Source organism: Amycolatopsis sp. SID8362 (assembly GCF_010550475.1).
In the GTDB taxonomy this organism is placed as follows: domain Bacteria; phylum Actinomycetota; class Actinomycetes; order Mycobacteriales; family Pseudonocardiaceae; genus Amycolatopsis; species Amycolatopsis eburnea.
Map to the genome: position 1 here is coordinate 1 of NZ_JAAGNB010001663.1, position 15,112 is coordinate 15,112.

10 protein-coding genes and 2 tRNA genes are annotated in these 15,112 nt (G+C 70.7%); 6 read left to right on the top strand and 6 right to left on the bottom strand.

What is annotated here, in order from left to right; genetic code table 11:
• Positions 1 to 331 (bottom strand): PAS domain-containing protein (locus G3I65_RS51115; protein ID WP_160703169.1); only part of this gene is annotated, 331 nt, incomplete at its 3' end.
• Positions 332 to 469: 138 nt separating this feature from the next.
• Between G3I65_RS51115 and G3I65_RS51120 the strand changes: the two genes are divergently transcribed.
• Positions 470 to 5,155 (top strand): HAMP domain-containing protein, encoded by a 4,686-nt coding sequence (locus G3I65_RS51120; protein ID WP_160703185.1) that lies wholly within the window; start codon positions 470 to 472, stop codon positions 5,153 to 5,155.
• Here the strand turns inward: G3I65_RS51120 and G3I65_RS51125 are convergent.
• Positions 5,107 to 5,180 (bottom strand) — tRNA-Gly (locus G3I65_RS51125). The two genes, G3I65_RS51120 and G3I65_RS51125, sit on opposite strands and share 49 nt — an antisense overlap.
• Positions 5,181 to 5,257: 77 nt before the next feature.
• Between G3I65_RS51125 and G3I65_RS51130 the strand changes: the two genes are divergently transcribed.
• From G3I65_RS51130 to G3I65_RS51145, 4 genes are all read left to right on the top strand, one after another.
• A tRNA-Pro gene (locus G3I65_RS51130) sits at positions 5,258 to 5,331 on the top strand.
• Positions 5,332 to 5,589: 258 nt separating this feature from the next.
• Complete coding sequence (locus G3I65_RS51135) at positions 5,590 to 5,982, top strand: peptidase inhibitor family I36 protein (RefSeq protein ID WP_160703171.1); 393 nt, start codon at positions 5,590 to 5,592, stop codon at positions 5,980 to 5,982.
• Positions 5,983 to 6,126: 144 nt separating this feature from the next.
• Positions 6,127 to 6,645, top strand: coding sequence for a hypothetical protein (locus G3I65_RS51140; protein ID WP_160703173.1), 519 nt, complete (start codon positions 6,127 to 6,129; stop codon positions 6,643 to 6,645).
• Positions 6,646 to 6,695: 50 nt separating this feature from the next.
• The gene (locus G3I65_RS51145) at positions 6,696 to 7,532 is read left to right on the top strand and encodes a hypothetical protein (RefSeq protein WP_160703175.1); all 837 of its coding nucleotides are present in this window, start codon (positions 6,696 to 6,698) and stop codon (positions 7,530 to 7,532) included.
• Here G3I65_RS51145 and G3I65_RS51150 read toward each other — a convergent pair.
• Both G3I65_RS51150 and G3I65_RS51155 read right to left on the bottom strand, forming a co-directional pair.
• Positions 7,464 to 8,264, bottom strand: coding sequence for an alpha/beta fold hydrolase (locus G3I65_RS51150; RefSeq protein WP_160703177.1), 801 nt, complete (start codon positions 8,262 to 8,264; stop codon positions 7,464 to 7,466). The two genes, G3I65_RS51145 and G3I65_RS51150, sit on opposite strands and share 69 nt — an antisense overlap.
• A complete protein-coding gene (locus tag G3I65_RS51155; protein ID WP_160703179.1) occupies positions 8,261 to 9,058 on the bottom strand; it encodes an NAD(P)H-binding protein in 798 nt (265 codons plus the stop codon). Before G3I65_RS51155 ends, G3I65_RS51150 begins: the two co-directional genes overlap by 4 nt.
• 67 nt (positions 9,059 to 9,125) lie before the next feature.
• Here G3I65_RS51155 and G3I65_RS51160 point away from each other — a divergent pair, with 67 nt between their 5' ends.
• Positions 9,126 to 9,533, top strand: a complete 408-nt coding sequence (locus tag G3I65_RS51160; RefSeq protein ID WP_160703181.1) for a helix-turn-helix domain-containing protein — start codon at positions 9,126 to 9,128, stop codon at positions 9,531 to 9,533.
• Here G3I65_RS51160 and G3I65_RS51165 read toward each other — a convergent pair.
• Both G3I65_RS51165 and G3I65_RS51170 read right to left on the bottom strand, forming a co-directional pair.
• Positions 9,484 to 11,046 (bottom strand): carbohydrate-binding protein, encoded by a 1,563-nt coding sequence (locus G3I65_RS51165; RefSeq protein ID WP_160703183.1) that lies wholly within the window; start codon positions 11,044 to 11,046, stop codon positions 9,484 to 9,486. The genes G3I65_RS51160 and G3I65_RS51165 overlap by 50 nt on opposite strands.
• Positions 11,047 to 11,148: 102 nt before the next feature.
• The coding region (locus G3I65_RS51170; RefSeq protein WP_203612736.1) for a type I polyketide synthase at positions 11,149 to 15,112 on the bottom strand (3,964 nt) is incomplete at its 5' end.

Below are 15,112 nucleotides of genomic sequence, written 5' to 3' on the forward strand. Positions count from 1 at the left end.
CGCCGACGTGCCGCTGGGGGACGTCCTCCGCGGGCACGGTCCAGGCGTGCCAGCCGCCGGGGAGGGCCCGGATGCGCGCCGGTCGTTTGTGGCCCGCCACCTCGACGTGTCCCGACGTCTCGGCGATGGGGTGCAGCCGCGGCTCGGCGCTGCCGGTCAGCGTGCGCGCCGCCGGGTTCGCCCAGCGCAGCGCCCCTTCGGCGTCGGTGAGGAACACCGCGTCGCGCACGTCTTCGAGGACGGCCCGCCCGAAGGCGTCGAAGCCCGGCGGCCCGTCCTCACCGGTCATCGGCGGCAGGGCCGCCGACGCCGGGGCCGGACGTGACACCATGCACGGACCTCCTGCCTCCGGACTGCTGTCGCACGGCTACCGCGTGGTGGGCGGACTGGCTCGAAGTGTAGGGCGAATCATGGCACGCTGGGTCGACGACCATGGCTGGCGCATGCGTGGTGGAGAGGGTCGGCACACATGACAACGGAATCCCAGAGCGAAGCGGCCGCGCTGGAACGGCTGCTCGTGGCGGTCCGGGATCTCGGGGACGGCAACTTCCGCCGCCGGCTCGTTCCGCACGGCGACGGCATCTCGGCGCAGCTCGCGGTGGCGTTCAACGACATCGCCGAGCGCAACCAGCGGCTGGTCAGCGAGCTGTTGCGGGTGCGCACGGCCGTCGGCCAGGAAGGCAGGCTGCTCGAACGCCTGGAGGGCGAAGTCGGCCCCGGCGGCTGGAGCACCGCCGTCGACGCGGTCAACGGCCTGGTCGAGGACCTCACCCGGCCGGCGATCGAGCTCGAGCGCGTGCTCGGCGGCGTCGCCGACGGCGACCTGTCCCAGCCGATGTCCCTCACCCTGGACGGCCGCCCGCTGCAGGGCGCGTACGCCACCCTGGCCAAGACGGTCAACGGCCTCATCGCGCAGCTGTCCCGCTTCGCCGCCGAAGTGACGAGGCTCTCCCGCGAAATCGCGGGTGAGGGACGTCTCGGCGGCCAGGCGGTCGTCCCGGGCGTGTCCGGTACCTGGCGCGACCTGACCGACTCGGTCAACTTCATGGCCGACAACCTCACCGAGCAGGTCCGCAACATCGCGCAGGTCACCACGGCCGTCGCGCGCGGCGACCTGACCCAGAAGATCAACGTCGACGCCCGCGGTGAGATCCTCGAGCTCAAGAACACCATCAACACCATGGTCGACCAGCTCTCGGCGTTCGCCGACGAGGTCACCCGCGTCTCCCGCGAGGTCGGCTCGGACGGCAAGCTCGGCGGCCAGGCCCAGGTCCCGGGCGTCGCCGGGACGTGGCGCGACCTGACCGACTCGGTCAACCTCATGGCCGACAACCTCACCGACCAGGTCCGCGGGATCTCCCAGGTGGCGACCGCGGTGGCCAACGGCGACCTGACGAAGAAGATCGACGTCGACGCCCGCGGCGAGATCCTGCAGCTGAAGAACACGCTGAACACGATGGTCGACCAGCTCTCGGCGTTCGCGGGCGAAGTCACCCGCGTGGCGCGCGAAGTCGGTTCCGAGGGCAAGCTGGGCGGCCAGGCCGAGGTGGCGGGCGCGGCCGGGACGTGGCGCAGCCTCACCGACTCGGTCAACGGGATGGCCGACAACCTGACCGACCAGGTCCGCAACATCTCGCACGTGACCACCGCCGTGGCGAAGGGCGACCTGACGCAGAAGATCACCGTCGACGCGCGCGGCGAGATCCTCGAGCTCAAGACGACCATGAACACGATGGTCGACCAGCTCTCGGCGTTCGCCGACGAAGTCACCCGCGTCGCCCGCGAAGTCGGCACCGAGGGCCAGCTGGGCGGGCAGGCGCAGGTCCCGGGGGTCGCCGGCACCTGGCGCGACCTCACCGGCTCGGTCAACTTCATGGCGAACAACCTGACCACCCAGGTGCGCAACATCGCCCAGGTCGCCACCGCCGTCGCGCGAGGCGACCTGACCCAGAAGATCGCGGTCGACGCCCGGGGCGAGATCCTCGAACTCAAGACCACGCTCAACACGATGGTCGACCAGCTCTCCGCCTTCGCCGACGAAGTCACCCGCGTCGCCCGCGAAGTCGGCACCGAGGGGAAGCTCGGCGGCCAGGCCACCGTGCCCGGGGTCGCGGGGACCTGGAAGGACCTCACCGACAACGTCAACTTCATGGCGAACAACCTGACCGACCAGGTCCGGAACATCGCCACGGTGACGTCGGCGGTCGCGAAGGGCGATCTGACCCAGAAGATCACCGTCGACGCACGCGGCGAGATCCTCGAACTCAAGACCACGCTCAACACGATGGTCGACCAGCTCTCCGCCTTCGCCGACGAAGTCACCCGCGTGGCGCGCGAAGTCGGCACCGAAGGCATCCTCGGCGGCCAGGCCACCGTGCGCGGCGTCGCCGGCACGTGGAAGGACCTCACCGACAACGTCAACGTCATGGCCACCAACCTGACCGACCAGGTGCGCAGCATCGCCACGGTCGCGACCGGCGTGGCCAACGGCGACCTGTCGAAGAAGATCTCGATCGTCGCCCAGGGCGAGGTCGCGGCGCTGGCCGAGACGCTGAACGGGATGGTCGAGACGCTGCGCGCGTTCGCCGACGAAGTCACCCGCGTGGCGCGCGAAGTCGGCACCGAAGGCATCCTCGGCGGTCAGGCGCGGGTGCCCGGCGTGGCCGGGACCTGGAAGGACCTGACCGAGAACGTCAACTTCATGGCGCACAACCTGACCAGCCAGGTGCGCAACATCTCGCAGGTCACGACCGCGGTCGCGAAGGGCGACCTGACGAAGAAGATCGACGTCGACGCCCGCGGCGAGATCCTCGAGCTCAAGACCACGATGAACACGATGGTCGACCAGCTCTCGGCGTTCGCCTCGGAGGTCACGCGCGTGGCGCGCGAGGTCGGCACCGAGGGCAAGCTGGGCGGCCAGGCCGAGGTCGACGGCGTGTCGGGCACCTGGCAGCGGCTCACCGAGAGCGTGAACCAGCTGGCCGGGAACCTGACCACGCAGGTCCGCGCGATCGCGCAGGTCGCGACGGCGGTGACCGCCGGCGACCTGACCCGGCACATCGCGGTCGACGCGTCCGGCGAGGTCGCCGACCTCAAGGACAACATCAACCAGATGATCGCGAACCTCAAGGAGACGACGAGGACCAACCGCGAGCAGGACTGGCTGAAGACGAACCTCGCGCAGCTGTCGGGCCGGATGCAGGGGCACCGCGACCTGACGTCGGTCGCGGCGCTGATCCTGTCCGAGCTGGCCCCGCTGGTCCAGGCCCAGCAGGGCGCGTTCTTCCTGGCCCGCGACGACGACCGCGACGGCACGGTGCTGGAGTGCATCGCGGCCTACGGGCTCGCGCAGTCCCGCGCCGGCCTGCGGTTCGGGATCGGCGAGTCGCTGATCGGCCAGGCCGCCGTCGACCAGCGCACGATCCTGGTCCACAACGCCCCGCCGGAGTACGCGCTGATCTCGTCCGGCCTCGGCTCGGCCGCGCCGGTGAACCTGATCGTGCTGCCCGTGCTGTTCCAGGGCGAGGTGCTCGGCGTGCTGGAGCTGGCCTCGGTCAACGAGTTCAGCACGGTCCACCAGGACCTGCTGGAGCAGCTGCGGCACACCATCGGCGTCAACGTGAACACGATCCTGTCGAACTCGCGCACGGAAGCGCTGCTCACCGAGTCGCAGCGGCTGGCGCAGGAGCTGCGGGCGCGGTCGGAGCAGCTGCAGGCCCAGCAGGGCGAGCTGCGCCGGTCGAACACGGAGCTGGCCGAGAAGGCGGCGCTGCTGGCCCAGCAGAACCGCGACATCGAGGTCAAGAACAGCGAGATCGAGCAGGCCCGCCAGGAGCTGGAGGAGCGCGCCGGGCAGCTGACGGTGGCGTCGCAGTACAAGACCGAGTTCATGGCGAACATGTCGCACGAGCTGCGCACGCCGTTGAACAGCGCGTTGATCCTGGCGAAGCTGCTGTCGGAGAACCCGGAAGGGAACCTGACGGAGAAGCAGATCCAGTTCGCGAAGACGATCTACGCGGCCGGGTCCGACCTGCAGCAGCTGATCAACGACATACTGGACCTGGCCAAGGTCGAGGCGGGCCGGCTGGACATGCAGATGTCCGACATCACGCTGCCGGAGCTGGTGGACTACGTCGAGTCCCTGTGCCGCCCGCTGACCGCGGACAAGGGCCTGGAGTTCGCGGTCCACATCGACCCGCCGGTGCCGGGCAGCGTCCACACGGACGAACACCGCCTCCAGCAGATCCTGCGGAACCTGCTGTCGAACGCGGCGAAGTTCACCGACGAGGGCGGCGTCCGCCTGCACATCCGCGCGGCCGACCCGGCGGAGGTGGAGCAGGAGGCGCTTCGCAATGCCCCGGGAATCATCGCGTTCGCGGTCGAGGACACGGGCATCGGCATCCCCGAGGAGAAGCTGGCGGTCATCTTCGAGGCGTTCCGCCAGGCGGACGGCACGACGAGCCGCAAGTACGGCGGCACGGGCCTGGGCCTGAACATCAGCCAGCAGCTGACCGAGCTGCTGGGCGGCGAGCTGCGCGTGGTGAGCGAACCGGGCGTCGGCTCGACGTTCACCCTGTACCTCCCGGTGGCGGCGGCCAACCTGGTCGACCCGGCCGTGACGGTGCCGTCCCCGCCCAAGCTCCCCCCGGTCCCGAGCACGGTCGTGGTGGCGGCCCCGGACGTCACACCCAAGCGCTTCCACGGCGAGAAGGTCCTGATCGTCGACGACGACCTCCGGAACGTGTTCGCCCTGGCCGCGGTCCTGGAACAGGCGGGCCTGGAGGTCATCTACGCGGAGACGGGCGTGGACGGCATCCGCGCCCTGGAGCGCAACGAGGACACGGCGCTGGTCCTGATGGACGTGATGATGCCGGAACTCGACGGCAACGCGACGATCGCGGCGATCCGCGCGGAGGCAGCCAACGCCGACCTGCCGGTGATCGCGGTGACGGCGAAGGCGACGGCGGAGGACCGAGCCCGCACGCTGGCCAGCGGCGCGGACGACTACATCACGAAGCCGGTCGACACGGACAAGCTCCTGGACGTGATAGCGGCTTCGCTGGAGGCGGACGCCGCTTCAGCTCGCGACGCCGCCTCTTACGACGGTGGAGCGGGTGACGGGAATCGAACCCGCGTAGCTAGTTTGGAAGACTAGGGCTCTACCATTGAGCTACACCCGCGTGCCCCCGGAGGTACCCGGGTGCGTGGCCAGCTTAGCGTGACACGCTAGGCTGATCACACACCCCCCTGGGGGTGCCGGGATGTGGCGCAGCTTGGTAGCGCATTCGCTTTGGGAGCGAAGGGTCGCAGGTTCAAATCCTGTCATCCCGACTTCGGTCGGCCGTTGTTCAGCGTTCAGACCGCCACGCCCCCAGCCGATGACTTCCATGCTCGCGGGCAGCGGAACCCCCAAGACGAGCAGCGTCGTTGCCGCGGTTGGTGCCCACCGCGCCTGCCAAGCGAGACTTTCGACGTGGTCTGAGTGGGTGATGTGCGGAGCCGGGCCTCAACCGGGCTCCTTGCCGGACGTGGTTGCGGTGACCCGCCGCGCACGAGCGCCGGCCGGGGAACCGAGAAGAGGGGTTTGGCATGCGGTGGTTCAAGACGATGTGCGCGGCGGTGGCACTCGCAACGCTGGCCGTGGTCGCGCCAGCCGGCGCGGCGCAGGCGTCGACCAGCGGCACGGACTCGGCAGACGCCTGGTGGGACTGCCCGGACGGGTACTTCTGCGCGTGGTACTCGACCGACGGGAACGGCGCGATGGCGCGCTTCCAGTCACAGGCACCGGACCTGCGGGACTTCAACCTCAACGACCACGTGTGGTCGGTGTGGAACCGGACCGGAGTGGTCTGGTGCACCTACCCCGACATCAACTTCACGAGCATTTCGGGCACCCCCTGGCCGGTCGGCAACTGGCGCGGCAACACCTCCCAGTACGGCCGGCAGAACGTCATCAGCTCGCTCCGCCGCGGAGCATGCTGACCGGCTGAGGGAGGCAACGGATCCACGTGACGGCGCCGAGCAGTCCGCCGCCACGTGGATCCGCTCCTTGCGGTCTCTGGCAGCGTGTCCGCTGTATTTCCACCCGCTCTCCCCCGCTCAGCTCGGGGAGAGGGGTGATGTCCGATGAACAGATCGATCCGCGCCACGACCGTCCTGGCGATGGCCGCCGCAGTCGTCGTCGCCTGTGGGCGGGCTCCCGAGCCGCCGTCCGCGGCCCCGCCCGAGACGACGGCGAGCGCCGAAGAGACCACAGCGAGCCCCACGGTCGAGACCAGCGAACCCCAGCCAACCCACAGCCACCCCGCCGCCACCACACGACCGGCACCGAAACCCCGCCCGAACCCGCCGACAACCCCAAGACCCCAACCCAAGCCGCCGGACCGGTGGGTGCTCAGCTCGGCGGACCGGCGCAGCCTCGAGCAACGCACCCACATCTCCTTCCTGTCCATCAACGCCGCCGACTCGCTCCGCACCTACTGCCCGAAGCACAACGCCTGCATCAAGATCGCCTTCGACGTCGACCCCGCCCTCGGGCACGAAGACGTGGACTGCTGGATCGACCACGTCGTCATCCCCGACCCGCTGCACGAAGGGGGGACGATCACGTGGGTGGTCAACAACCTCTGCGATTCCGCCGGGTAGCCGGGCAGCCCAAGGCCGAAGCACCGGACGCGCCTTCGCGGGCGCTCAAGGTGTTCAGCTCCATCCTCGCGCCCACCACCGTGCTCACCGCGCTGCTCTTCTACTTCGGGACGCAGCACGCCAACGCCTTCTGCGGGTGGTTCGGGGTCCACTACTCGGTCCTCGGGCTGTCCGTGTCGGACTACCTGATCCGCGCCGGCGACGGGATGACCGTGCCGATCACCGTGGTCGCCGCCGTGGGGCTCGGGGTGTTGTGGGCGCACCGGTTGCTGGAGGCACGGCTTTCGCCACGCGCCTGGCGCACGCTGCTGCGGCGGGCAGTGCCCGTGCTGTCGGTCGCCGGGGTTGCGCTCGTCGGGCTGGGGTTGACCGGGCTCGTCGTGCCCGCCTTGCTGTACCGGTTCCCCGGGCTGCCCGGGTTGTGCCTGGCCGTGGGGTTCCTGTGCTTCCCGCTCGCCGACCGGGTGCACCAGGCACGCACCGGGCGGAACCGGAGCGCCACCGGCGCCGTCGTGCAGTGGACGTTCACCTTCGTGCTCGTCACCGTCGGGGCGTTCTGGGCCGTCACCGACTACTCCGCGGCCGTCGGGGAACTGCGCGCGTACGAGTACGAAGTCGCCCTGCCGAAGACGCCCGACACCGTCGTCTTCAGCGAAAAGGACCTCGGCGTCCGGGCGCGCGGGGTGGTCATGTCCCCCTGCGCGCCGGACGCCCAGTACCGCTTCCGCTACGACGGGCTCGTGCTCGTCCTGCAGTCCGGCGGCACCTCGCTGCTGCTCCCCCGCGAGTGGAACCGCGCCGACGGCACCGCCGTGCTGCTACCCGGTTCCGCCGGCACCCGGCTCGAGTTCGCGCCGGCGGGCACCGTCCGCGACCGTGTCTGCTAGCCACTTCGCCAACGTCGAGGCGAGCGCCTCCGGCTGGTCCTCCGGCGTGTGGTGGCCCGCCTTTTCCGGCCGCCGCACCACTTCCAGCGCGGCGAAGTTCGAGGCGAACCAGTCGATCATCGGCTCCGTCAGCATCGTCCCGTAGCCCGGTTCGAACGTCACCAGCAACTTGGGCACGCCGGACGACGCGAGCCAGCGGTCGAACGCCTCGATCCGGGCAACCACCGACGCCGGCTCGCCGCCCAGCGGCATCGAGCGGGCCCACTGCAGCAGCGGACGGCGGTCCTGGAACGCGTACTCCGGCGGCACGAAGTCCTCGATCAGCGACGCGCCCGTCGTCTTGAGCGCCCGGAACACCTCGGCTCCCGCGGGCGGGAACTCCGCCCACGACATCGGTTTCAGCACCGCTTCCGTGAACGCCAGGGCCCGCACCCGCGAAGGGTGCCGGGCCGCCCAGTCCGCGGCCAGCGCGCCACCCCAGTCGTGTCCGATCAGGACCACGTCGTCCAAGGCGAGGGTGTCGAACCACTCGTCGAGGTAGCGCGCGTGGTCGTCGAACGTGTACTCGATGTCCGGCCTCGGCGAGTCGCCCATGCCGATCAGGTCCGGGGCCAGGCGGCGGCCGGGGAGGGACGGCATCACGTTGCGCCACAACTGAGACGACGTCGGATTGCCGTGCAGGAACACCAACGGCGCTCCGGCGCCTTGCTCCTGATAGGACAGCACGGTCACTTGAACGCCCCGGCGAACCGAACGGCCCACTCCGCGAACGAACGCGGCGGGCGGCCCAGGACCCGTGCCACGTCCGGGCTCACGCGCTGCTCCTCCGGCGTCGGCGCGCCCAGGATGTCCAGTGTGGACTCCGCGACCTCCGCCGGCATGAAGTTCACCATCGCCGCGAGAGCCTCCTCGCGCGTCCAGGGCACGAACCGCACCGGCTCCCCCACCGCCTCGCCGATGGCCGCCGCCTGCTCGCGCGGGGTCACCGGGTCCGGGCCGGTCAGGACGTACGTTTTGCCCGCGTGCGACGGGGAAACCAGCGCTGCGGCCGCGACCGCCGCGATGTCCTCCGGGTCGACCACCGGCAGGGCGACGTCACCGAAGGGCGCGACGACCTCCCGCGCGGAACGGACGCTTTCCGCCCACTGGAACGCGTTCGACGCGAACCCGCCCGGGCGCAGCACCGTCCACTCCAGACCGGAGGCGCGCACCTCCTCCTCGAAGACGGCCGGGTGCCGTCCGGTTCCGACGCCCTGCGACGACAGCAGCACCACGCGCGCACCCCCGGCCCGCGCCAGCACCGGCGCCAGCGAACCCCGGAAATCCGGCGGCACCATCAAGAACACGGCCGACGCACCTTCGACCGGCAACGTCGACGGCGATGCCAGGTCCCCCTGCCGGACCACGACTCCCGGCGGTGCCTCCGCGATGCGGCGGGACACCGCCGTCACCTCTTCCCCCGCTTCCGCCAGCATGCGCACCAGCGGCGTTCCGACATTTCCCGTTGCTCCCACGATCACGATCATGCGAGCAACGCTACCTTCGCCGGTATAGTAGGTACCTAGAGGAAAGTAATGGCTGGAGGCCCGAAAAGTGACCAGGACCACACCCGAGCTCGCCTGCCCGATCGCCCCGGTCGTGGACATCGTGTTCAGCCGGTGGACCACGCCGATCCTGTGGACGCTCAACGAGTTCGGCCGGCAGCGGTTCGTCGAGCTCGAGCGCCGCATCGCCACGATCACGCCGAAGGTGCTCACCCAGCGCCTGCGCCAGCTGGAGCGCGACGGCCTGGTCGTCCGCACCTACCACGCCGAGGTGCCGCCCCGGGTGGAGTACGAGATCAGCGAGCTGGGCCGCAGCCTGGGCCCGCTGTTCGCCAGCCTCGCCGAGTGGTCGCCGAACCTCGACGAGGTGGAAAAGGCCCGCGCCGCCTACGACTCCCGCGGCCCGGCTAGCGCGAAAGGTCCAGGTAGTCCAGGTTCGCCGGGCCGTCCGCGGTAGTCGCGGTGAGCCGCACGGTGTGCGCGCCCGCCGTCAGCGACACGGGCCGCGCCACCGTGTTCCACGTCGTCCAGGCGCCGGTCGGCGGGAACGCGACGCCCGTGGCCACCACCGTGCCGTCGACGGCGATGTCGACCGGGCGGGCCGCCGTCGTGCCGTTCGCGTAGCCGAACGTCAGCGCCGACGCCGGGCCGGTGACCTGCCATTCGACGTAGCTGCCGACGGCGTTGGCCCCGTTCGCGAAGCCGGTCCCCGAGAAGCCCGCGTGGTTCGCGTCGATCGTGCCGCCCGTGGAGAGGGTCGCGGACTCGGCCTCGTAGCGAGAACCCCCGGAAGACAGGCGGTACAGCACCGTCGCGTGCGAGGGCACCGAGGCACTGATCGTGCCCGTGGTGCTGCGGACGGCTTTGCTCCACAAGTCTTTCAGCGTGTACGACGACGCGCTGCCGATGCCCGTCGCCGAGGCCGAGGTGCTGATCGTCGCCGTCGCCGACGTCTCGTTGGACAGCGCCACCGCGCGGTCGCCGTTCGCGAGCACTTTGCTGTAAACGACGAGTCCACCGTTCGCGCTGAGCACCGTCGCCTGCTTGCCCAGCGGGTCCTGGTCGAGCGCGATCACGTCGGTGTTCTTGAGGATCGCGAAGTTGTCGTCGGACACCTTCCGCAGGTCGCTGCCGATGAGTAGCGGCGCCGCCATCATCGCCCAGAGGCTGAAGTGCGTGCGGTACTCCGCCGCGGTCATGCCGCCGTTGCCGACCTCCAGCATGTCCGGGTCGTTCCAGTGACCGGGTCCGGCGTACTGGGCGAGCCCCCGATTGGTCTGGGCCTTGCCGATCATGCTCGACCACTTGTCCGAGATGTCGCCGGTGGTGCGCCACAGGTTCCCGACGGGCGCCGCCCACGTCCACGGCTTGTTCTGCCCCCACTCGCAGATCGAATAGGCGATGGGGCGGCCGGACCTCGCGAGCGCGTCCCGCATCGCCTTGTACCGCTGCTGGGCGTCGACGCCCTGGTTGTTGCAGTTGTCGTACTTGAGGTAGTCGACGCCCCACGACGCGAAGAGGTTGGCGTCCTGCTGCTCGTGTCCCAGTGCGCCGGGGAAGCCGGCGGTGTTGCACGTCTTCGTCCCGGCGCTGGTGTAGATGCCGAACTTCAGGCCCTTGGCGTGCACGTAGTCGGCGAGAGCTTTGATACCGCTGGGAAAGCGCGCGGGATCGGGCACGAGGTCGCCCGCTGAGTTGCGCGAGGGCAACGCCCAGCAGTCGTCGATGTTGACGTAGGTGTAGCCGGCGGCTTTGAGGCCCTTGCTGACGAAGATGTCCGCGATGCCCTTGATCATGGCTTCGTTGAACTCGGCCCGGCACTGCGTCGAGTTCCAGTTGTTGAATCCCATCGGCGGCGTTCGCAGCAGGCCGTTTTCGAGGGCCGACGCCGGGGACGAGCCCAGGACGAGACCGCTTGCCGCGATCGCGAGCGCGGCGGCCGCGCTCGCGATGCGCCGGAGTGAAGACATGCGTGCTCCCGAAGGTGAGAGGGGGACGACCTCCGGTTAGTAAAGGTTCCTTCCGATCAGCTCGTCAAGACGTGGTGCACGAAACATCAGATATCATCCCGGTCACCGGCACGACGCCGGCAGTTCCTCCACCAGCCAGGCGTGCAGCTGCCGGGCCGCGTCGGCCACGTCGTCCCCGGTCTTCAGGGTCAGAACCGGTACGCGCGGCTCGGCGACCGCCGCGCCGAACAGCCGCAGGTAGGCGCCGACGGTCGTGAGTTCGGCGTCCGTGACGATCTCGGGAAGCTCGTCGAACTCGACCTCCGCCGGATCGGCGAGCACGACACCGGTCGCCCCGGCCACGTCCGCCACGGCGGCCGCGAGCAGGGCGCCCGAGCCGGACCCGAGCACGACGAACGGCTCACCGGCCGCCTGCGCGCGGATCGCCTCGGTCGCCGTCGCGACCAGCGTGTCCAGGTCGGCCGGCGCGGGCGTCTCGCCGTCGAAGCCGGGCGCGGGCAGCAGCCACGCCTCGCGGACGCCGTCGAACCGCGCGGTTACCTCTTCGCACCACTGCGTCGAGCCGGTGAGCGTGCCGAACGCGAAGAGCAGCGGCCGGGACGCGCCGGTCGCCACGCGCCGCGGACGCGGGGTCCACGGGGCCGGCGGCAGGAACTGCGAGGCCGTGGCGAGGAACGTTCGGAACTCGTTCGTGCGGCCGGTTTCCCCGGCCGTCCGGAACAGGGCGCCGAGCGAACCTCCGGCGTCCGGCTCGGTCAGGGCGACGTTGGCCAGGAGGTGGTCGGCTAGTTCGGCGACCGTCGGGTAGTCCCAGACGAGCGCGGCGGGCAGCTCGAGCCCGGTCGCCGCGCTGATCCGGTTGCGCAGCTCGACGACGCCGAGGGAGGTGAACCCCAGCTCGGCGAACGCGGATTCCGGTTCGACGGCATCGACGGACGGGTGCCCGAGCGTCGCCGCGACCTCCGCCCGGACCCAGGCGAGGAGCCACGCGGGCCGGTCGCCTGCCGGAAGCTCCGCCAGGCGCCCGGTGATCGGCTCGACCGCTGCAGGCGCGTCGCCCCCTTCGGGCACCACGGTCTCCGGCAGCACCATGTCGAGCCAGTACCGGCTGCGCTGGAACGCGTAGGTGGGCAGGTCGACGCGAACGGCGCCGGGGAAGAACGGCGCCCAGCCGACGTCGACGCCATGGGCGTGAACAGTGCTCAACGCGGTGAGCAGTGCTCTCTCTTCAGAGCGGTCGCGTCGCAACGCCGGGACGGCAACGCAGTCTCCACCCAAGGTTTCCCTGGTCATCGCGCTGAGCACGCCGTCTGGGCCCAGCTCCAGGAACGTCGTCACACCTTCGGTTTCGAGAGTGCGCACGGCGTCGGCGAACCGGACTGCCTCACGCACGTGCCGCACCCAGTAGTCGGCGGTGAACGGCTCCGCGAGAGCACCGCTCACATTCGAGACCACCGGTATCGTCGCAGAGCGGTGCTCCAGCGACTCGGCGACCGCGCGGAACTCCTCGAGCATCGGGTCCATCAAGGGCGAGTGGAACGCGTGGCTCACCGCGAGGCGCTTGGTCTTCGGGAACTGCGCCGCGATCGCCAGAACCGCGGTTTCCTCGCCCGAGATGACGACTGACTCGGGGCCGTTGACCGCGGCGATCGAGACGCCCTCGGTGAGGACGATCTCGGACTCGGGAGCGGCGATCGAGACCATCGCGCCGCCCGCCGGGAGCGCCTGCATCAGCGAGGCACGGGCGGAGACCAGGCGGCAGGCGTCCTCCAGGGAGAGGACCCCCGCGACGTGTGCGGCGGAGATCTCGCCGATCGAGTGCCCGGCCACGAAGTCCGGGCGGATGCCGAAGGACTCGACCAGGCGGTAGAGGGCGACTTCGACCGCGAAGAGCGCGGGCTGGGTGAACTCGGTGCGATCCAGCAGCTCGGCAGTAGTGAACGCCTCTCGGAGCGCGGGATCGAAGTGGGTGAGGACCTCGTCGAAAGCCGCGGCATAGACCGGGAACCGCTCGTAAAGCTCCTCGCCCATCCCGACCCGCTGCGCGCCCTGGCCGGTGAACAGCGCCGCCAGGCGGCCGGGACGTTCGCGGCCGGTGACGACGTTCGGTGCGGACTGGCCGTCCACCAGGGCAGCCAGCCCGGACAAAAGCTCTTCGGCGGTGGCACCGTGGACCACGGCCCGGTGCGCGAAGCGGCTTCGCGACGAAGCCAGGGACAGCCCGACGTCGGCCGGATGCTCGGTGACGCCCTGCAGCCGCGCAGCCTGCGCCCGGAGCGCCGCCTCGCTGCGACCGGACAACACCCACGGCAGCACGCCCGTCTCGCCGCGTTCCGGAACAATGTCCTGGGCACGAGGAGCCTGTTCGAGGATCGCGTGCGCGTTGGTCCCGCTGACGCCGAACGACGACACCCCGGCCCGCCGCGGCCGGTCGGACACCCACTCGCGGGCTTCCGTCAGCAGTTCCACCGATCCGGCCGTCCAGTCCACATGGGACGACGGCTCGTCGACGTGCAGGGTGGGCGGGAGGACGCCGTGCCGCATCGCCATGATCATCTTGATCACGCCGCCGACGCCGGCCGCCGCCTGGGTGTGGCCGATGTTGGACTTCAGCGAGCCGAGCCAGAGCGGCGTCGTGCGGTCTTGGCCGTACGTCGCCAGGATCGCCTGCGCCTCGATCGGGTCGCCGAGCGTCGTGCCGGTGCCGTGGCCTTCGACGACGTCCACTTCGGACGGCCGCAGCCCGGCCCCGGCCAGCGCGGCGCGGATGACCCGTTGCTGTGACGGGCCGTTGGGGGCGGTCAGGCCGTTGGACGCGCCGTCGGAGTTCACCGCGGTGCCGCGGACCACCGCGAGCACCGGGTGACCGTTGCGCCGGGCGTCCGAAAGCCGTTCCACCGCCAGGATTCCCGCGCCTTCGCCCCAGCCGGTGCCGTCGGCGGCGTCGGCGAAGGACTTGCAGCGGCCGTCGGCGGCCAGCCCGCGCTGACGGCTGAAGTCGATGAACACGCCCGGCGTCGAGAGCACCGTGACGCCGCCGGCCAGCGCGAGGTCGCACTCCCCCTGCCGCAGCGACTGGCACGCCAGGTGCAGCGCCACCAAAGACGACGAACACGCGGTGTCCACAGTGAGCGCCGGGCCTTCCAGGCCGAAGGCGTACGCGATGCGGCCGGACACCACGCTCGCCGAACTGCCGGTGCCCAGGAAGCCGTCGACGCCCTCGGGGACGGCGAGCGGCCGGGACGCGTAGTCCGAGTACATCACGCCGGCGAACACGCCGGTTCGGCTGCCGCGCAACGACTCCGGGTCGATGCCCGCGCGTTCGAGCGCCTCCCACGACGTCTCCAGCAGGAGCCGCTGCTGCGGGTCCATCGCGAGAGCCTCGCGCGGCGAGATGCCGAAGAAGCCCGCGTCGAAGTCGGCCGCGTCGTAGAGGAACGCGCCTTCCTTGGCGTAGCTGGTGCCGGGGTGGTCGGGGTCCGGGTCGTACAGCGCGTCGAGGTCCCAGCCGCGATCGTCCGGCAGGCCCGCCACGGCATCGCGGCCCGCGGCGACGAGGTCCCACAGGTCTTCGGGGCCGCGGACGCCACCCGGGTAGCGGCAGCCGATGCCGACGACGACGATCGGGTCGCCCTCGACCCGGCGCTCCCGCACCAGCACCTGCGACGACTCGCCGGAAACCCGTTCGACGACGTACTTCGTGAGCGCCTGCGGGTTCGGGTGGTCGAAGACGAGCGTCGCCGGCAGCCGCAGGCCGGTTTCCGCGGCGAGCCGGTTGCGCAGTTCCAATGCCGTCAGCGAGTCGAAGCCGAGTTCCTTGAAGGCACGGGCCGGTTCGACCGCCGCCGCCGAGCCGTACCCGAGCACGCCCGCGACCAGACCGCGGACGAGTTCGAGGACCTGGCGGGTCCGGTCGTCCGCGCCGAGCCCGGCCAGCCGGTCGGCGAACGACGACTTCGTGACCGCCGCCGCGGCCTGACGACGGGCGGGCGGCAGCAAGCCGTGGAGGAGCGCCGGCGTCACCGGCTGACGGCGCAGGGCGGCCAGCTCCAGCCGGACCGGCGCG

Excerpts from the sequence above, each read along its gene's own strand:
- G3I65_RS51120 (WP_160703185.1), top strand. The coding sequence starts at position 470 with ATGACAACGGAATCCCAGAGCGAAGCGGCCGCGCTGGAACGGCTGCTC.
- G3I65_RS51135 (WP_160703171.1), top strand. The coding sequence starts at position 5,590 with ATGCGGTGGTTCAAGACGATGTGCGCGGCGGTGGCACTCGCAACGCTG.
- G3I65_RS51140 (WP_160703173.1), top strand. The coding sequence starts at position 6,127 with ATGAACAGATCGATCCGCGCCACGACCGTCCTGGCGATGGCCGCCGCA.
- G3I65_RS51155 (WP_160703179.1), bottom strand. The coding sequence starts at position 9,058 with ATGATCGTGATCGTGGGAGCAACGGGAAATGTCGGAACGCCGCTGGTG.
- G3I65_RS51165 (WP_160703183.1), bottom strand. The coding sequence starts at position 11,046 with ATGTCTTCACTCCGGCGCATCGCGAGCGCGGCCGCCGCGCTCGCGATC.